The 18423-nt window shown below is 60.5% G+C and carries 19 protein-coding genes and 1 tRNA gene; 7 read left to right on the top strand and 13 right to left on the bottom strand.

From position 1 onward, the window contains the following. Nucleotides 1-162 precede the first annotated feature (162 nt). A complete protein-coding gene (locus MAFF_RS10610) occupies nucleotides 163-609 on the top strand; it encodes a YcgN family cysteine cluster protein (protein WP_010910901.1) in 447 nt (148 codons plus the stop codon). A 204-nt stretch (nucleotides 610-813) separates the two neighbouring features. Further along, complete coding sequence (locus tag MAFF_RS10605) at nucleotides 814-1200, top strand: hypothetical protein (RefSeq protein ID WP_080512057.1); 387 nt, start codon at nucleotides 814-816, stop codon at nucleotides 1198-1200. A 263-nt stretch (nucleotides 1201-1463) separates the two neighbouring features. Here the strand turns inward: MAFF_RS10605 and MAFF_RS10600 are convergent, their stop codons facing one another. After that, entirely contained in the window at nucleotides 1464-2174 is a 711-nt protein-coding gene (locus MAFF_RS10600) for an SIMPL domain-containing protein (protein WP_010910899.1), read from the bottom strand. Nucleotides 2175-2308: 134 nt separating this feature from the next. Here MAFF_RS10600 and MAFF_RS10595 point away from each other — a divergent pair. Continuing rightward, nucleotides 2309-2384: transfer RNA gene (locus MAFF_RS10595), tRNA-Ile, on the top strand. Nucleotides 2385-2910: 526 nt separating this feature from the next. Here MAFF_RS10595 and MAFF_RS10590 read toward each other — a convergent pair. From MAFF_RS10590 to MAFF_RS10560, 7 genes are all read right to left on the bottom strand, one after another. Continuing rightward, entirely contained in the window at nucleotides 2911-4095 is a 1185-nt protein-coding gene (locus tag MAFF_RS10590; RefSeq protein WP_063825843.1) for a patatin-like phospholipase family protein, read from the bottom strand. A gap of 129 nt (nucleotides 4096-4224) precedes the next feature. Further along, the gene (locus MAFF_RS10585; protein ID WP_244420770.1) at nucleotides 4225-4788 is read right to left on the bottom strand and encodes a hypothetical protein; all 564 of its coding nucleotides are present in this window, start codon (nucleotides 4786-4788) and stop codon (nucleotides 4225-4227) included. Nucleotides 4789-4956: 168 nt separating this feature from the next. Then, a complete protein-coding gene (locus MAFF_RS10580; RefSeq protein WP_044548234.1) occupies nucleotides 4957-8058 on the bottom strand; it encodes an efflux RND transporter permease subunit in 3102 nt (1033 codons plus the stop codon). Beyond that, complete coding sequence (locus MAFF_RS10575; RefSeq protein WP_010910894.1) at nucleotides 8058-9140, bottom strand: efflux RND transporter periplasmic adaptor subunit; 1083 nt, start codon at nucleotides 9138-9140, stop codon at nucleotides 8058-8060. The genes MAFF_RS10580 and MAFF_RS10575 overlap by 1 nt, the downstream gene beginning before the upstream one ends. 229 nt (nucleotides 9141-9369) lie before the next feature. Next, nucleotides 9370-10140, bottom strand: coding sequence for a 3-hydroxybutyrate dehydrogenase (locus MAFF_RS10570; RefSeq protein ID WP_010910893.1), 771 nt, complete (start codon nucleotides 10138-10140; stop codon nucleotides 9370-9372). A gap of 43 nt (nucleotides 10141-10183) precedes the next feature. After that, the gene (locus MAFF_RS10565) at nucleotides 10184-10969 is read right to left on the bottom strand and encodes an acetoacetate decarboxylase (protein ID WP_010910892.1); all 786 of its coding nucleotides are present in this window, start codon (nucleotides 10967-10969) and stop codon (nucleotides 10184-10186) included. A gap of 102 nt (nucleotides 10970-11071) precedes the next feature. Further along, nucleotides 11072-12244, bottom strand: coding sequence for a patatin-like phospholipase family protein (locus MAFF_RS10560; protein ID WP_010910891.1), 1173 nt, complete (start codon nucleotides 12242-12244; stop codon nucleotides 11072-11074). A gap of 164 nt (nucleotides 12245-12408) precedes the next feature. Here MAFF_RS10560 and MAFF_RS10555 point away from each other — a divergent pair, with 164 nt between their 5' ends. Further along, nucleotides 12409-13026 (top strand): TetR/AcrR family transcriptional regulator, encoded by a 618-nt coding sequence (locus MAFF_RS10555; RefSeq protein WP_010910890.1) that lies wholly within the window; start codon nucleotides 12409-12411, stop codon nucleotides 13024-13026. A 570-nt stretch (nucleotides 13027-13596) separates the two neighbouring features. Here the strand turns inward: MAFF_RS10555 and MAFF_RS37615 are convergent. From MAFF_RS37615 to groES, 5 genes are all read right to left on the bottom strand, one after another. Continuing rightward, nucleotides 13597-13845, bottom strand: coding sequence for a DUF982 domain-containing protein (locus MAFF_RS37615; protein ID WP_080511832.1), 249 nt, complete (start codon nucleotides 13843-13845; stop codon nucleotides 13597-13599). Nucleotides 13846-13870: 25 nt separating this feature from the next. After that, complete coding sequence (locus MAFF_RS10550) at nucleotides 13871-14191, bottom strand: DUF982 domain-containing protein (RefSeq protein ID WP_044548233.1); 321 nt, start codon at nucleotides 14189-14191, stop codon at nucleotides 13871-13873. Between the two features lie 84 nt (nucleotides 14192-14275). Next, the gene (locus MAFF_RS10545; RefSeq protein WP_044548232.1) at nucleotides 14276-14506 is read right to left on the bottom strand and encodes a hypothetical protein; all 231 of its coding nucleotides are present in this window, start codon (nucleotides 14504-14506) and stop codon (nucleotides 14276-14278) included. A gap of 58 nt (nucleotides 14507-14564) precedes the next feature. Further along, nucleotides 14565-16193, bottom strand: a complete 1629-nt coding sequence (gene groL / locus MAFF_RS10540; protein ID WP_010910889.1) for a chaperonin GroEL — start codon at nucleotides 16191-16193, stop codon at nucleotides 14565-14567. Between the two features lie 59 nt (nucleotides 16194-16252). Beyond that, a complete protein-coding gene (gene groES / locus MAFF_RS10535; RefSeq protein ID WP_010910888.1) occupies nucleotides 16253-16567 on the bottom strand; it encodes a co-chaperone GroES in 315 nt (104 codons plus the stop codon). Between the two features lie 340 nt (nucleotides 16568-16907). Between groES and MAFF_RS10530 the strand changes: the two genes are divergently transcribed. The 3 genes from MAFF_RS10530 to MAFF_RS37610 all read left to right on the top strand — a co-directional run bounded on the left by MAFF_RS10530 (nucleotide 16908) and on the right by MAFF_RS37610 (nucleotide 18090). Next, nucleotides 16908-17255 (top strand): hypothetical protein, encoded by a 348-nt coding sequence (locus MAFF_RS10530; protein ID WP_010910887.1) that lies wholly within the window; start codon nucleotides 16908-16910, stop codon nucleotides 17253-17255. Between the two features lie 22 nt (nucleotides 17256-17277). Beyond that, nucleotides 17278-17547 carry an usg protein gene (locus MAFF_RS10525; RefSeq protein ID WP_010910886.1) on the top strand — a complete coding sequence of 90 codons (270 nt, stop codon included), beginning with the start codon at nucleotides 17278-17280 and terminating at the stop codon, nucleotides 17545-17547. Between the two features lie 228 nt (nucleotides 17548-17775). Then, a complete protein-coding gene (locus MAFF_RS37610; RefSeq protein ID WP_080511831.1) occupies nucleotides 17776-18090 on the top strand; it encodes a DUF982 domain-containing protein in 315 nt (104 codons plus the stop codon). Nucleotides 18091-18423: the final 333 nt, after the last annotated feature.

Raw genomic sequence — 18423 nt, 5'->3', positions numbered from 1 at the left:
ACCGATCTTAGGCCGATTGGTTCCAGTTTCGTGGGGATAGATGCCGTACAGGGCGATTGGCCGGCCTTTTGAAGGCAACTTCGTGTCATTCGGCCGGCTTGGGGCCGCATTTCAACCGTTGTCGCGCTTGACCTTGGCGGCGGCTGGGGCCACATCCCCAAAATGGAGACGCCGTTCTGGAAAACGAAGACGCTGGAGCAGATGAGCCCGGCCGAGTGGGAATCGCTGTGCGATGGCTGCGGCAAATGCTGCCTGTCGAAGCTCGAGGACGAGGATACCGGCGAGATTTACTGGACCAGTGTCGGCTGTCGGCTGTTCGACGCGCAGACCTGCCGCTGTTCAGACTACGCCAACCGGCTGGCGCGCGTTCCCGATTGCGTCGGGCTGACGCCGCAGAATGTGCGCACCATCAGCTGGCTGCCAAGCACCTGCGCCTATCGCCTGGTGGCCGAGGGCCGCGACCTCTACTGGTGGCACCGGCTGGTGTCGGGCAGTGCCGAGACCGTGCACGAGGCCGGCATCTCGATGCGCGGCCGGGTCAAGGCGAGCGAGACCGATCTGGCCGAGCCGGAAGATTATTTTGACTATATGCTCGACGACGAGCCTTGAGGTCCGCCTCCGCACGGCTCCGAACAAGGAACGAGCAAGAATTTTTTGGGCGCGCATTGTTCGAAACCTGGCCAAGATTTCGTTTTTCCGCCACATGAACCGCAGATGAACGGCGGGTTCGTAAACAGTTCAGGCAGGCTGGCGCATTCTCCCATCATCGCTTTCAAGAGGATGGGCGCAAGCCCGCAACAAGGAGAGAAGACCATGTTCAATACGGTGAAAACGGCAGCCCTCTCGGCCCTGATCGGCCTCGGCGCGCTGACGGCCGTTCCTGCCCATGCCGATAGCCTCTATCTCGGCTTCGGCAACAACCAGGATCCGCGCTTCGGGGTCTATACCGGCGACGACGGCTATCGGCATCGCCGCGATGAGCGCCGTGACGACTGGCGCGGTGACGATTGGCGCCGCGACGGCTGGCGCCGCGGCTGTTCGCCCGATCGCGCTCTCGACAAGGCTGAGCGCATGGGCCTCTACCGCGCCCGCATCGTCGACGCCAACCGTCGGGTGGTGAAGGTCGTGGGCCGCCAGGATGGCGACCGCGTCGTCATCGTGTTCGCCAACGAGCGCGGTTGCCCGGTTATCTATCGCTGAGGCTGCGGCATAACCCCCTGCGAGGGTTAGCCGGGAGACACGACCCCTACGAGGGTCCGTCTGGAGACGCGACCTTCTGCGAAGGTCGGTCTGGAGGCATCATCTTCTTCGAAGATGATGCCTGGACTAGCGGAGCCCCTGTCCTTCGGCGGGTGCGGCTCGAAAAAACCCCGCGGGAGCGATCCCGCGGGGTTTTTCATGCATGCGCCGGCGGACAATCCCATGGCTGGGCGAAGAGCCCGGCCTTGGGTTGTCGAAGCTGGTTACTTCAGTTCGAAGGTTACGGTCACCTGGACGTTATAGGCGTTCTCGCCGGCCTGCACCGGCGCGGCGCCTGCCGCGGCGTCGAAAGCCTTGGCGTTGATCGGCATCGGTGCCGGCCTGATGTTCTGATCCGTGATCTCGAGCACCTTGCCGAGGCTGACGCCGGCCGCCGCGGCAAGCGTCTTGGCCTTGGCCATGGCGTCGGCCACCGCTTTCTTGCGCGCCTCGGTGACGGTGGCCGCTGGATCGTCATTGGTGAAGGCGATGCCGCCGCCCTGGTTGACACCGAGCGAAACAGCCTTGTCGAGGATCTCTCCCGTCTTGTCGATGTCGCGCACGCGGACCGAAAGCGTGTTGGTCACCTGGTAGGCGACGAGCTCGCCTTCCTGGCTGCCATCGGGCTTGTTGGTGTAGTTGTAGCGCGGGTTGATCTGGATGCCCGCGGTCTGCAGGTCGCGGTCCTTGATGCCCGCCGCCTTCATCGCCGCGATCACGGCGGCCATGGCGTCGTTGTTGGCGTCAAGTGCGGCCCGCGCCGTCTTGGCTTCGCGCATCACGCTGAGCGACAGCAAAGCCAGGTCGGGAGGGGTGGTCGCTTCGCCTTCACCCGAAACAATGATGCGGGCGGGCGTCGGCGAATCGGCGGCTCCAGCCATCGCCGGAAAAGCGATTGCAGCGGCGAGTGCGAGGGGGAAAAGATGTCTGGTCATGAAAATCTCCTTGGTCTGCGATCCAGTCGCAGAGGTCGCGTAGAGCGCGATTATGGGTTGATTTGGGCGTTCCGCGAAAGCCCGTCGGGAAAGCCTTGTGCCGGAAAGCGAAAAACATTAATCCAGCCCACGTGGGGCCTGTAGCTCAATGGTTAGAGCCGGCGGCTCATAACCGCTTGGTTGGGGGTTCGAGTCCCTCCGGGCCCACCAAAACGACCGCTTAAGTGGCTGATTTTTATGAAATTTTCGGAAGGGGCCCACGACGTGGACTCGAACCCCCTATGTCTCACCTACCACTCATTGGTCGCAGGTCAGACAACCGACCCAAATCTGATCGTTTGTTGAGGTCGTGTGCAGCGCGTTGACGAACCTGTGCGATTGCAGGTTTTGCGAACATTAGAAATCCGAACACAAGTTCCAAAAAACCCGCCTTCGCATTTCGAGGTGGATGTCAGATTGGTCGTGTCCTGAAAACGGTCGGCTGCCGGACATAGCCGTGTCGCCTATTGGCCAGGCGCACAGATTTCCCTGATCGCTCTGAACGTCAGCTTTGCGCCTCAATCTCGGCCGTTGAGATCAATTTGGGGGTTGCCCAAAACCAGACATCTCCGGCGACCAAGTTGGCGGGCCGCGAGTGGGCCAAATTCAATCCTTCCGATGACCGCTGTCGGCCGTAATTGCTCATCGGTTCCGTCAGGTGGGCCAGATTCGATATTGCCTGCCGGCTTGAATCTGCTCATTTCGAAAATCCGGGTGGCACCGTTTTCCACGGTACGCCGTCGCGGCCCATTTTGTAGCCTTTTTCGTACAGCGCCCGCATGAACTTGTTGTCGAACGGGCTTTTTGCTTCGACCGTGAAGTCGCTCGGAATATCTATGTAGCTGTATTTGATGCCGTCGCGCTTGGCGACGGCGTAAAGCCGGTAGAGATCGCCAATCCCTTGCGTCTTGATGAGAGAAGAGACCGCCTTTTCGGCAATGTCAGGCAGTGTGGCCTTGACGATGCTCGGTTCCGGCGTCGTCCGGCCGTTGCGGATAATATAAAGCCGCGCCTCGACCCGAGCGTGGAACGTCTTGTCGAGCTCGCGCAGGCTGAGCCCTGCCGGCATCAGAAAGACCTCGTTGCTTGTGCCCCCGTCGACATGCATTTCGTGATAGGTCTTGCCCGCCGCAGTCACTTCCAGTTCGACCGGCGGAAAAATGCCGGGAATGGATGTGGAAGCCAGGATGACCTGCTTGAAGAGCTTCAACCGGTCCGGCCGATTGCTCGCAGCAATAGCACCCATGTCCCAGATTACCGCCCGGTCCGCGTCGAGGTTGGTGGTTCCGATGAAGAGTCGCCGTCCCTTAGCTGACTCCCCTGCGATCTGATCGAGCATGTCCTGGGTTATGTATTTGTCGAGCATCTTGGCGAGCGGCGCATTGCTTGTGAAGGAGGCGCTCGACAGCACGCCGAGGAAGCTATGCCTGGTATAGATGTTGGCATCCTTGATTGTGGCGAAGGATTGCTTGAGTTGATCGTCATAAGCAGGCCCTAGGAACGCAAATGGAGCGATCAAAGATCCAGTACTGATGCCGGTGACAATGTCGAACTTGGGCCTGGTCCCGGCCTTGGTCCATCCGGTGAGAATTCCTGCTCCGAAGGCGCCGCTGCTGCCACCGCCGGAAAGCGTCAGCACATTGAGCTCTCGCGGTTTTATGGATGGGTCGGTCTTGGCCGCCTCCAACCGCTCGTTTCGAAATAAGACGAGCCGATCGGGCGGGACACTTGCATAGGAATCGCCCCAGGCACGTATGTCGCCCGGGAAGCCATTCACTTCGGCTGTCGCCATGTGCTCTGTAGGCACGCCGTCGCGTGGATAGGCTGCAATGCAGCCTGCAAGCTGGGTTACACACAGCCCAAGGAGGGTGAACCTCAGCATAGCTTCCGCGGTCCTGGAGCTGCGCACTGCCTCGCTCGCTCGCCGCAGAATGCATGGGATGGCTGCCAATCCAACGTAGCGCACGCGCGGGCCCTCACAGGTAAATGGCATGGAAAGTTCCTCCGAATGTCATCGTAGGTGAGCCAGCTCCACCCGGCAGCACTCCGCAAATGCGCGCAGGATGTCATGGGCGGCGACATGCGTGTTCCGCGCCTCCGGGGCAGTCGAAGGCGACTCGTACGTGTCTATGATGCGTTCGAGTACCGCTTCGGCGGCACCGATCGTGTTGGGCGTGGCGAAGAGGCGTAGCTTGTTGATGGTGGCATACATGGGAACAAGCTTGGCTGGGTCATCCAGGCGTTCCTGGACGATGCCATCTGCATAGGTTTTGGATGCCTGGTCGATCAACTCGCCGAACAGCCGCTCGCGATGCGCGCCTTTCTGTTCCAGCCGCTGCATATGGTCCTTTTGATACTGGGTGAGCCAGGTCGTGGCCACGGATGACAAAGCACCGATGGCCGAGCCGGCCAATGCCGATAGGGCTGAGATGGTCGCAGGGTCCAAAGTCATGGAGTTGCTCTTGAAGTTTCCGGTCGACGCCGGTTTGGTGGAGTGGATCTTCGCCAAGCCGAAACTCTGGCCGATTTTGAAATGTTCAGGCGTGCCACTGCCGGTGGCACGCTTCCTGCCCAAACCACCGTCTTGGTATCGTACGAGCGAGCCACGGATTGCGCCTGCTGCAGCGCCGCGAGCAGCATCTTGTCGACATGGTCGCGGGTGATCTGGTCCGGGAACATGGTGGCATCCGATTGTAGAAAGCGCTCGACGAGAGATGACGTTTCCCACATGGCTGTCCCTTTCTCAGTACTGGGGTGCGAGAATGGGGATTGCCGGAACGTCAGGCACTGCTGTCGTCGTTTCGTCCTTTTCCCGTATGCCGTTTACAGCGACATAAAGAGCCGGGAGGAAGACCAGCGTCAGCACGGTCGCGACGGCGAGCCCTCCGACGATGGCGAAAGCCATCGGTCCCCAGAACACGTCGTGCATGATCGGGATCATGCCAAGGATCGCGGCGGCGGCCGTCAGCATGATCGGCCGGAACCTGTGGGTGGTCGCGTCGATCACCGCCTTCCAGGGTTCGATACCCTGCGCCCGCTCGTGCTCGATTTGGTGGACCAGGATCACCGAGTTGCGAATAATCATACCGGCCAGCGCAATGATGCCGAGCGTCGCGATGAAGCCCATTGGCGTATTTGTGGTGAGCAAGGCAGCGGCGACGCCGATGAGGCCGAGCGGCGCCACACTGATCACCATCGCCAGTTGGCGGAAGCTTCCGAGCTGCACCATAAGCACGGTGAGCATGAGGGTGATCATGAGCGGAAACTGGGCCAGCAGAGCGGCGTTGCTCTGCGCGCTCTTTTCGACCGTGCCGCCGGTCTCAAGCAACGTGCCAGCCGGCATCGACTTGCGCAGACCCTCGATTGCACCAGCGATCCGCCCGTGAACGGATGCTGGTTGCAGCCCCGGCAGCGGCTCCGCCTGCACGGTGATGGTGGGTAGGCGGCCGCGGCGCCAGACATAGCCGTCATCGAGATCATACTGGAACTGCGCCAGCTCGCGCAGGGGAACCGAGGCACCGGTGGGCGTCGTAATCTGCAGATTGCGCAAGGCTTCGACGCTCGACCGCTCGTCGCTCTCGGCCCGTGCCACGACGTCGACCAGGTATATCGAGTCACGGATCTGTGTAACGGTCGAACCGCTGATCACGCGGTTGAGCGCCTGGGCGAGCTCCTCGGAGCTCAGGCCTGCCTGCCGAACCCGGTCCTGGTCGACGACAATGCGCAGCGCCTTGTTCTTCTCTGCCCAGTCGTAGTTGACATTGCGCACAAGGCCCGATGCTCGCAGAGTTTGCGCGACCTGCTCGGCATACTGCCTCGCCTCCTCGGTGGTCGGGGCGCTCACACGATATTGCACAGGCCAACCGACGGGCGGTCCGAGTTCAAGGCGCGAGATACGAACAGCCACATCCGGAAAGCTGCCAGCGAACAGGGTCTCCAGCCTGGCCTGCACCCGGTCACGCGCCTTGAGGTCCTTGGTGACAACCACAGTCTCGGCCATGAAGTCGTTGTCCAGCTGCACGTCGAGAGGCAGGTAGAAGCGAATGGCACCGCCTCCGACATAGGAAGAGAAGCGGGCGATGTCGGGATCGCCGGCAAGCGCCTTCTCCAGCCGCTCCGTCTGCGCTTGGGTAGCAGCGATCGAGGCATTCTTCGGCAGGGTCATCGTTACGAGGAGCTCGGGCCGGTTGGAGGTCGGGAAGAACTGCTGCTGCACGAAGCCCATGCCATAAAGCGAGGCGCTGAAGAGAATGAGCGCGGCGGCGATGGTGGGCCAGCGGTGCCGCATGGCGAAGCCAAGCAGGCGTTCGAAAGCCCGCATGAAGCGGCCCGGCTCGGCGTTTGCCTGCGCTTTCTTCGTGTGCGACGGCAGAATGGAGAGACCAATCACCGGCGCGAAGACCACGGCCACGAACCATGAGGCAACGAGCGCCACCGCGATGACGACAAACAGCGAGAAGCAGTATTGTCCCGTATTGCTGTTGGCGAAGCCGATCGGCAGGAAGCCGAGGATCGTGATCAACGTTCCCGTCAGCATCGGGAAGGCGGTAGAGGTGTAGGCGAAGGTTGCCGCCTTGATCTTCTCCATGCCTTCTTCGATCTTTGAGATCATCATCTCGATGGTGATCATCGCGTCATCGACGAGAAGCCCGAGCGCGATGATCAGGGCGCCGAGGGAGATGCGCTGCAGGCTGATGCCCAGCGCATCCATGGCCACAAAAACGATGGCAAGCACCAGGGGGATGGAGAGGGCGACCACAAGCCCGGCCCTGAAGCCGAGACTGAGGAAACTGACCACCAGAACGATGACGATCGCCTCTACAAGTGCTTCGGTGAAGCCGCCGATCGCTTCGTGCACCACCTCGGGCTGGTCCGACACCAGGTTGAGCTCAATGCCAACCGGAAAGCGCTGTTTCAGGCGTTCGGCCGCCTCGTGCAGGCCCTTGCCGAAGTCGAGATTGTTGCCGCCCTCTCGCATGTTGACACCGATGCCGATCGCCGGCTTGCCGTTGATGCGGAACATCTTGCTGGGCGGGTCGCTGTAGCCGCGCTGAACCTGGGCGATGTCTGTCAGTTTGTAGAAGCGCCCGTCGATCCAGAGGTTGAGGTTGGCAATCCCGTCCGACGACAGCAGGGAACCTGTGACGTCGACGAGCATGTTCTCCTGAGGCGTGTTGATGATGCCCGAGGGCGCCACGGCATTCTGGCGGGCGATCGCCGCCAGCACATCGTCCAGGTTGAGCTTGAGGTTCGCGAGCTTTTGCGGCGAGAAGTTCAGATAGACCTTCTCATCCTGGTCGCCATAGATGTCGACCTTACCGACGTCGGGCGCACGCAGGAACTCGCCCCGCGCGGTCTCAGCGAAGTCGCGCGCTTCGCGTGCGGAGAAGCCGTCATAGGTGATGCCGTAGACGGTGCCGAAGACGTCGCCAAATTCGTCGTTGAAGAAGGGCCCGACCACGCCTTGCGGCAGCGTCGGCCCTATGTCGCTGACCTTCTTGCGGACTTGGTACCAGATGTCGCTGAGGTCGCGCTTGGGCGTTGATTCTTTGAGGTAGACGAAGATTGTTGCCTGACCAGGCTTTGTGTAACTCTTGATGTAATCGAGGTTCGGGGTCTCCTCGAGCTTCTTTTCGATCCTGTCCGTCACTTGCTTGAGCGTGTCAGCCGTGGTGGCCCCCGGCCAGTTTGCCTGGACCACCATGGTCTGTACGGTGAAATCCGGATCTTCCTGGCGGCCGAGCCGCTCATAGGCGCTCACTCCGCCAATGACGCAGATGAGCATGAGGAAGACGACGAGGGCGCGGTTGTGGACGGCCCATTCGGAGAGATTGAAGCGTGTCATCACTTGACCTCCGACTCGGGGTTCACAAGGTCACCGTCGGCGAGCGAATTGACGCCGGCGGTCACCACTTTCTCCCCAGCGGACAGTCCGTGGCTCACCACAATCGAGTTCGCATCGAATTCGACAAGCTTGACCTCACGGCGCTGCACCTTGTCGTCTTGGCCGACCACCCAAACCTGCGGGCGGTCTCCGGACTGCAGCAGCGCGCTCGGCGGCAATGTCGCAACCTCCTGACCGCCATCGCTTTCGACGCGACCGATAACGACGGCCCCGAGGCGCATCTCAGACGGCGGCGAAGCCAGCGCCACCTTCACCTGATAGGTGCCTGTCGCGCTGTCGGCCTCCGGCGAAATCTCACGGATAGTGCCGGTGACGGCGATGTCGAGACGGCCCTGCAGCGATACGTTCACCGCCATGCCGAGCTTTGCCCGGGTGACATCACTTGTGGCCACCGCGAACACCGCCTCGCGTGCGTCATTGCCGGAGACCTCGACGACCATCTGGCCCGCAGCCACGACCTGACCCGGGTCGGCTCCGGTCGCCGTCACCACACCGTCGTCGGTCGCCGTGAGCTGGGTATAGCTTAGTTGGTTCCGCGCGATACGCAGATTGGCTTCGGTCGCCTGGACCTGCGCTCGTGCGCTCTGCAGCGACTTGAGCGCTTCATCGTACTGGGAATGTGTGGCGAAGCCCTTGCCGAGCAGGATTCTGAAGCGCTCCTCCTGTGCGGATGCTTGGGCGAGCGCTGCCTTTGCTGCATCGACGTCGGCCTCGGCCGCAGTCACCTTGTTCTGGTAGTCGACGGCGCTGAGCTCCGCGAGCTTCTGGCCTTTCTTGACGATTGCGCCCATGTCGACCTGTCGCGAGAGCATTCGACCACCGACCTCGAAGCCGACCGCGCTCACATAACGCGATCGGATGCGGCCGGCGCCCTGCGCCACCAGCGCGAGCTTGTGAGGCGTTACCACGACGACCCGTGCAGGCCGAGGCGCTGATGGTGCGGCGGTTTCTTCTTGAGAACAGCCGGAAAGACAAAGGCAGGCGATACAGGCAGAAAGGAGCAGACCTGATGGCAGGCGCATGAGAGCCTCCGTTGGAACGGTGAGGTTGAAAGGTTCGGCGGTTTTGTGAGCGCGGCGACCTGGCCGCTGTTCAATTTTGACTTTGAACTTTTAAGTCAAATCGACGATATAGTCAATATGAGATTTGCGCATTTGTGCTGTGCAAAAAGTTAGGGGGATTGCAAAGATTGATCTGAAGGCAGGGGCAGGGAGCCAGAGAGACGGGCGTAGGCACGCCTCTCTGACGGGCCTACTGCATGAACCACCCGTGACTCACCACGATCGACTGGCCGGTCAGTGCGTTCGACGGGAACGCCGCAAGGAACAGCGCTGTTTCCGCGACGTCCTGCACGGTCGTGAATTCACCGTCGACCGTTTCCCTCAGCATCATTGTCTTGACCACGTCTTCGGGAGAGATTCCGAGCTCGCGCGCCTGTTCCGGGATCTGTTTTTCCACCAGCGGCGTGCGGACGAATCCAGGGCAGATCACGTTGGCGCGGACGCCATGGGCGGCGCCCTCCTTGGCCACGACCTTGGCCAGGCCAATCAAGCCGTGCTTGGCGGTGACATAGGGAGCCTTGAACGGAGACGCCTCCTTGGAGTGGACGGATCCCATGTAAATGATGCTGCCGCTGTTCTGTCGGTACATTTGCCGCAAGGCAGCACGGGTGGTCAGGAAGGCTCCATCCAGGTGGATCGAAAGCAACTTCCTCCATTTGTCGAAATCGAATTCGACGAGCGGCGCGACGGTCTGGACGCCAGCGTTGCTGACAAGGACGTCGATGCGTCCGAAGGTTTCGACAACCCGCGATATTCCGCTCTCGACTTGATCCTCGTTGCTAACGTCCATGCCAACGCCGAGGGCGCGCAGAGCGGCCGGATCGATCTCACGGGCCGTCTCCTCGGCCGCGTCTAGGTCAAGATCCGCAATGACAACCTTTGCCCCCTTGCGGGCGAAGGTAAGGGCTATCTCTTTGCCAATACCACTCGCGGCTCCGGTGACTACCACGACCTTATCCATGAGCCGACCGCCGCCGTCCTCTGTCCAATTGTGAGTAAGAGCTTCATTCTGCGAACGCATGGGATCTTCCTTTCAGATCGCGAGGCTCGGATTTCGGTAGATAGTCATGAACGACCTTACCGAGTGCGAGTGTGAGATCGGCGACGATGTGCATCGCCGAAACCACCTCTAGTACCGGCAGCTCGGCGACCGGGGCCAGCGCATGCGACCAGAGGTTCAGGGATGCCGGGCCGGCCCAGGCGCCTCTCAGATCGACGTCCTCCAGGTGATATTCCACGAGCTCGCAGATGCGCGGCGTGCCGTCCACATGGGGAATGATCTTGAGGAGGAAGTTCGGCTCCGCGAGGGAACTCCTCACTGCCGAGAGGTCGGCTGCTTCGTGCTTGTAGCCCATGGTGGCCGTGGCAACACGGACCGGGCCGTAATCAAGAGTACCCACCAAGGTGTCAGTCTCGGTGCGCAGTGTCGGAGTGGCAAGCTTCTTGGGAAAACCCCAAAGCTCGCGCCCTCCGGCAATCGGTGGATGGTCGTTAAGAAACATGCAGTGGGTGTAGCTGCCTTTGCGGCCGCGGAACGTGACAGGGATGACCTGTCCGCTCTCCGTGTAGTTGCCGAAGCCCGTCGAGTCCGGCATGCGAATGAACTCGAACTTCACGAGGGGTTCGGATAGTTCGAGCGGCTCCGGCACGAGACTGCGCAGTTTCTTTGGATCTGTCCGATACGTGATGATCAGGTATTCGCGATTGCGGAAACGGTACGGACCGACCGGATAGGCCGGGCTGGTCAGGGGCATGGCGAAGGCCGTTGCCCGGACGGTGTCTTGATGCATGGCTGAAGAATTCCTTCAATTGTTGACGTGGATGGCTCGCGTTGAGGAGGAGCCGCATAGGCTTGCGATTGAACGGAGCATGTCAGGCACCATTGCACGCGCCTACTCCCGCCCGTCCTCGGCAAGATCGTAGGTGCTCACCCCTTCCAGATTGTCGGGCCGTAGCAATGCCTCGGGATGGCGTAACGTGCGCACGGCGTCGAAATAGCCGGCGCGCCAATGCTCCTCCATGGACAGCCTCGAAAACTCATGATCCTTCGAGTGCCCCTCATGTTGTTTTGAGCGATATGTCAGGTGCACGAGTTTGTAGACCTTATGGTCCGCGATCGAGCTCAGTGCAGTTGCTTCCTCGCTGTCGAGCAACTCGGGCGGCAGTTTTGAAAGAAGGCTCGCGAGGGTGTGTCGGGCACGCTGATATTGCTTGAACTGATCGGTGTGCGCGCGTGAGCGGCTCGCATACTGTATCTCCTTCTGCCGCGTCGCGACCTCGGACAGATTGCGCGGAAATTCGCCGCGTGCGCTCCAGAGATCCACCTGGAAAGCGAGGGTGTCCTGCCGTGCCCCATGTTCGACCACCCATTGCAGAGGCGTGTTCGAGATAAGGCCGCCGTCCCAGTAGAATTCACCGTCGATCTCGACGGCGGGGAAGCCAGGCGGAAGCGACCCGCTGGCCATCACGTGCTCGGGGCGGATTGTATGCTGATCATTGTCGAAATAGACGAAATTTCCGGAGCGCACGTTCACCGCACCGACGCTGAAGCGCATGCGGCCGGCGTTGATCCGGTCGAAGTCGACGAGCCGCTCCAGTGTGCTCTTCAGATGTTTGGTTTCGTAGAAGCTCGTTCCTTCGAGGGAGCCGTCCGCTTGCAGCCAAGGAACGGGCTGCCGAAGGCTGAAGAAGCCAGGGGCACCGGCGACGAGCGCACAGGCCGCGCTGAACTGATTGAAGAGCAAGCGGGGCAGGGTCCCTGTCGGAGCGAGTGCCGGCGAGGCAGCAGCCCAGTCGAGAAGGGGGTTCGCGCTGATCTCGCGCCAGAAGGCCCGCAGCTTCGGAACCCGTTCAGTGGGTTCATTTCCGGCTATGATGGCTGAGTTGATGGCACCGATTGAGACCCCGGCGACCCAGTCTGGATGGATATCGGCCTCGGCAAGAGCTTCGTAGACTCCGGCTTGATAGGCTCCGAGCGCGCCGCCACCCTGCAACACCAGGGCAATGCATTCGAACGGGAGAGGCCGTTTTTCTGTTCTGAAGTCTTTCGAAGCCAGTACGTTCATGGGGATGCTGTTCCTTCTGATCTGAAAGCGGTAGGGGCTGCAGGGGAGCCCGAGTGAGGCCGGTCGAATTCGCCGGCTCAATTTCAATTTGCATCTTTAGGTCAAATCGACTATATGGTCAATATGAGATTTTCGTAATGGTGCAATGCAAAAAGGTATGACGGATGGCAAAGGTTGATTTGGCGCGCAGGGCGGAGATCGGACGCGAGAAGCGGGAAAGGACACGCACACTTATCGTGGAGGCAGGGGCGATGCTGCTCGCGGAGCGGCCCCGCGAGGGCCTCACTGTGGATGCCGTGGTAGAGGCAGCAGGTGTCGCGAAGGGCACGTTCTATTATCACTTCCAGAGCATCGATGAATTGGCCTCAGCAGTCGGCGAGAAACTCGGGGAGAGCTTTGACGCCGTGCTGACGCCTGCGCGCCTGGAACTACAAGATCCAGTCGAACGCCTGACCTTTGCCTTCACGCGATTCTTGGAAAAGGCGATCTCGGACTCCAACTGGGCCAGGCTGGTCGTTCAGAGTTCTCACTCACCGACGGAATTTGCGCGAGGGATCCGGAATAACCTCAAGGCGGATATTGCCGAAGCGATTGTTCAGGGCCGGCTGAGCCTGCGGGACGCAGAGTTGGCAGTCGACATCGTGATCGGCATATGGCTGCAGGTGACGCGCGGCATCCTCGAACGAGGCGCCCGGCCCGAATTGACAGGCCAGGCTGTCGAGGCGGTGCTGCGCGCGCTTGGTTCATCGCAGTCAGAGCAGCGCAAGGCCACGAAGAAATGACAGCGGTGGGCGAATGTCCGGCTTCTATGCGGTCCGGGTGCTGATATCCTCCCACCCGATCAGGATTTTCCGAGACCTTGGTTTGAAGGGCAGCTTATGTTCGCAGAGGAGGCATTGGCCTAGCTAAGGTCGACTGTACGGGTACGCGGGTGCATGCGGAACGATACGGGAAGACTTCTGATCTTGGCCCACGAAAAAGCTAATTAAATCAATGATTTTAACTCGTCCTCCGGGCCCACCAACTTGTTACAAATCAAAGATCTGTGCTCAATTCTTCGAGTTTGAATTGAGCGCTGTCGCGTAAGTGCGTAAGTTGTAGGCGAAATGATTTTGGGCCTTTTCGTCAGTCTTGTCCGTCTCATTGATGGCGCTCGTCACTCGCAGCTCATGACTCGCCGTTTCGAAAGGCTTGGGAACGATGCTTGCGGTAAACGGCGGCAACGACGTGCAATTAGGCTGGTTCCGACTTCGGCCGCCGGGTCATATCCGCTCCTTGCCGATCCGAAGGAGGCGTGCAATCGTTCAGATTGCGTCGTTTGCAAAGCAAAGACTTGCTCGGCGCTGAACTCACTATGAGGCCTGGACCAAACCCGCACGACGGGCCGCTTTCAAAAATGCCCTTCTTGCTTGTTGCGGAGCCCGCCATCCGTCCAAGGAGTCGCGACAAGTGCGGCAGGCAGCTCGATAGCTTGGTCCTCTCGCCCATTCTGGCCATTGGTCATGAAGGCACTCAAGTGCTTCCCAACTGCTGGCAACCACCCGCTCCCTCGAGGGTCTCACGCGCAGTCTCACTGGTTCGGGAAATCGAATATCCCTCATAGCTTTCTCCGCTCCCACAGACCGATTACATCGACTTGTTATGGGGGCCTCTCGAAGCATCTCCGAAAGCGCCAACTGCCTTGGCCGCGACGACGTCGCCTGCGGCCTGTACAAGCAAATCCATGCGGCGGGCGAACGCAACAAAGGTGCTGCGAGCGGTTTCGGCATCCACCTCGCCGGCGAGGGCTGCCCGACAGGCATTGAGCGCGACGCCATGAGCAGGGTTTCGCTTCGATGGCGGCCATTCATCCAGCATGACGAAGGCGTCTTTTACGCTTTGAATGTCGGTCGGAAACCCAAGACCCACGAGCACCCTCACGGGATGCTGAAATTGATTGTGTTCCATGTTTTCCTCCGTTTAACGTGGTTAGCTCAATCGATCGGAAGCCTTTCCCACGGCGCGTGCGCGATGGATTGCGTGCGTCGCGCCTTAGCCTGCCGAACTCCCGTTTCCAGGAGGGCCTTTGCTGTCGGTAAGATTCCGCGCAGCCAGAAACATCACCGTGTATGCTGCTTTGCGCCGGTCCCAACCCGCGGCCTCCGCTCTGTCGAGCAACTCGACCAGTATCGGGTCAAGCGCAATCTTCAGGTCTGCTTCGTAGTTCAGATCGGTGGCCGCACGCGCCGGCGGGGGGATTACGTTCAAGTTCATCACATTCATGGCTCTACTCATTTGTCAGGGTGTCCGCGCCCACCGGGCGCGGACACAGCCGTTACCATCAGAAGTCCATGCCACCAGCCGGCATTGCCGGAACGGCGGGTTCCTTCTTCGGCTTCTCGGCAACCATCGCTTCCGTCGTTACCAGCAGGCCGGCAACCGATGCCGCATCCTGGAGCGCGGTCCGCACCACCTTCACCGGGTCGATGACGCCCTCGTTGTAGAGGTCGCCGAACGCGTTGGTCTGTGCGTTCCAGCCCCAGCCGAACTCCGGTTTCTCACGCAGCTTGCCGACGATGATCGAGCCTTCCGCGCCGGCGTTCTCGGCGATCTGGCGCACGGGCGCTTCGATCGCGCGGCGCACGATCTCGATACCGTGCTTCTGGTCTTCATTCTCGGCCTGCACGCTGTCCAGTGCCTTGGCGGCACGCAGAAGCGCCACGCCGCCACCTGGCAACACGCCTTCCTCGACCGCAGCGCGCGTCGCATGCATGGCATCGTCGACACGGTCCTTGCGCTCCTTGACCTCGACCTCCGTCGAGCCGCCGACGCGGATGACGGCGACACCGCCGGCGAGCTTGGCCAGCCGCTCCTGCAGCTTTTCCTTGTCGTAGTCGGAGGTAGTCTCCTCGATCTGCGACTTGATCTGACTGACGCGGCCCTGGATCTCGTCCTTCGAACCGGCGCCGTCGACGATGGTGGTGTTCTCCTTCTCGATCACCACCTTCTTGGCGCGGCCCAGCATCTCCAGCGTGACGTTCTCCAGCTTGATGCCGAGATCCTCGCTGATGGCCGTGCCGCCGGTCAGGATGGCGATGTCTTCCAGCATCGCCTTGCGGCGGTCGCCGAAGCCGGGCGCCTTGACGGCAGCGACCTTAAGGCCACCGCGCAGCTTGTTGACGACCAGGGTGGCCAAGGCCTCGCCCTCGACATCCTCGGCGATGATCAGCAGCGGTTTGGAAGACTGGACCACGGCCTCCAGCACCGGAAGCAGCGCCTGCAGATTGGACAGCTTCTTCTCGTGGATCAGCACATAGGGCTCTTCGAGTTCGACGCGCATCTTGTCCTGATTGGTGATGAAGTACGGGCTGAGATAGCCGCGATCGAATTGCATGCCCTCTACGACTTCGAGTTCGGTCTCGGCGGTCTTGGCTTCCTCGACGGTGATGACGCCTTCGTTGCCGACCTTCTGCATCGCCTCGGCCAGGAAGCGGCCGATCTCGGCGTCGCCATTGGCCGAGATGGTGCCGACCTGGGCGATCTCGTCATTCCTGGTCACCTTGCGGGCGTTGGTCTTCAACTCCTGAACAATCGCTTCGACGGCCTTATCGATGCCGCGCTTCAGGTCCATCGGGTTCATCCCCGAGGCGACGGCCTTCGCACCTTCCTTGACGATCGCCTGGGCAAGCACCGTTGCAGTCGTGGTGCCGTCGCCGGCCAGATCGCTGGTCTTCGAGGCGACCTCGCGGACCATCTGGGCGCCCATGTTCTCGAACTTGTCCTCGAGCTCGATTTCCTTGGCGACGGTGACGCCGTCCTTGGTGATGCGCGGGGCGCCGAACGACTTGTCGATGACGACGTTGCGGCCCTTGGGGCCGAGCGTCACCTTCACCGCGTCGGCGAGGATGTTGACGCCGCGCAGCATCTTCTCACGGGCGTCGGAATGGAATTTCACTTCCTTGGCAGCCATTGGATCACTCCTTCAACAGGCAGCTTCATTGATTGGATGCGGTTGGATCAAAGCCTTGGTCAGGCGGCTTTCTTGACCGTCGCGGTCTGCTCGATCACGCCCATCACGTCGCTCTCCTTCATGATCAGCAGATCCTCGCCGTTGAGCTTGATCTCAGTGCCGGACCACTTGCCGAACAGGATGCGATCGCCCGCCTTGACGTCGAGAGGCGTGAGCTTGCCGCTCTCGTCACGGGCGCCTGGGCCGATGGCAATCACCTCGCCCTCCTGCGGCTTCTCCTTGGCGGTATCGGGGATGATGATGCCGCCGGCCGTCTTCTCCTCGGCTTCGATGCGGCGGACCAGGATACGGTCATGCAATGGACGGAACGTCATATCGTTCTCCTTCGGGACAAACAGATTTTTGAGGTTCCTCCACACCGGATCGGCAATATCAGGCCGGTGCGGGGCGCCACGACCCTTTTTCAGGCATCGCGCGCATAACGACCTAGTTTTGCATTTTTCGAGTTTCAAGGGGTCGCCGCAAAAATTTTGGCACTCGGCGTGCGAGAGTGCTAGCGACATGAATTCATGCAGCTATTTTCGCCAGGGCGCGTGATTGTCAGGTCTTGAAATTCGATACGAACTCCACGAAATTTTTTGGCGCTGGGGTCCCGTAGGGGGCCTTCTGCACCACAACGATGCCAAGGAGATTGTTAGGAAGCGGAGACTGTCGATGGAACGAACTTTCCCGAAAAACATCCCCTCGATCGCCCCTGAAACCTCTGATCCTTCGCTTGACCGCCTGCTGTTTCCGGCGCGGCACTTTAGCCACCCCGATGAGGTGGTGGGCGACCGCACGCTCGACCCTCAGGAAAAGCGCGCCATTCTTGCCTCATGGGCTTCTGATGCTTGCGCCGTCGACTCCATGCCTGCGCTGCGAAAGCCACCGGGTGCTGCGAGCCCGGTGACGTTTGACGCCGTCATGGACGCACTTCGCCGACTGGACGATAGTCGCGCCGAGGTAGGCTGTGACCTCGAGGAATGGCGGGCCAGAGAACGCCCGCAAGGACTTGATGCCTGAACGCGCGCGATAGGAGAGACGCATGGTCAGCAGGGAATTCCGGCTGCAGATGGAGGGCTACGGTCTCACAACCGCGGAGATTCACTACCACCTTCCCGATCATCCGAGCCTTTTGCAGCTCTACGTTTGGCAGGAATACGATCTCGCACCGGAATTCCCGACCCTCAAGGGGTTTCTGGATTACTGGGAGCGCGAACTGGAAGGCGCGCTGCATTCCGTGCGCGTCGCCCATCACCACTTGATCCGGCCTTCCGAATGGCAGGCGGTAGACGGCATTTTTACCATTCAATAGCCGGCGCCCAATCGTGGCGACCAGCGCCACCCGTCCGGTTGCCGACCCCTTGAACCCAAAGGAGGTCTTTCCAATCTGTTCCTATGTCGAGTGCAGCTTGGCGGATGTCGGGCAGAATTCCGTCTTGTTTGCTATGGCGTCCAAGCGCGTCGACTTGCCGGAACTGAGATGCTTGCCACGCAGAGGCGAGGTAGGATCGGTTGCCACACTGTTTGAAGGGAGGTCACTATGGAAGATGGAATGTTCAAACAGGCGATCTTCGTACGAGATGATGGCTTCGCTCTCCGAAGGATAGCTTGTGTCATGGATGCGATAGAGTTTCTTGAGGAATGGCCGCTCGAAAGGCGCGGCCTGCTTCACGCAGCGGCGAGTGACACTTGCTACTCCGCATATGATGGTCGAAAGTCCGTCGATGCGGCACACAAGACATTTACGACTTGGGCACGCAGGGTCGGTGTCATTGAGGATGTTCCCGCGGCGCCGCCTTGGATGACAGGGCCCAAGATTGGCGGTGCAGGCCATCCTACAGAAATTGACCGTTGATTTCGCTTGCGGCGGCAATCGTACCGCCGCCGCATCGGTCGACGCGTCACCACTGCCATGGGAGGAGGAAATCGACCAGGCCCCTGCGATCTTTGCGATATCGATGGGAAGCAGGACAGCTTAGCGAGCTACCCAACGCATTGGCAATTTGCCCATGGCCTACTGTACACTGCAGCGATGACCGAGACAGATGCAGCGTGGGGCGGTTGACGAGGCTCGACCAGCGGAGACTGCGCTTGCCGTTTATTCGCTTGATTATCATTGTCGTCATGATGGCATGTTTCGCGCTCTTGTTTGCGAAACTGGTCCGGCAGACAGAGAAGGCAAATTTCA

It is taken from the genome of Mesorhizobium japonicum MAFF 303099, assembly GCF_000009625.1.
GTDB classification, from domain to species: Bacteria; Pseudomonadota; Alphaproteobacteria; order Rhizobiales; family Rhizobiaceae; genus Mesorhizobium; species Mesorhizobium japonicum.
The sequence above is the reverse complement of the archived record's forward strand: the minus strand, read 5'-3'. Positions and strand labels throughout refer to the sequence as shown.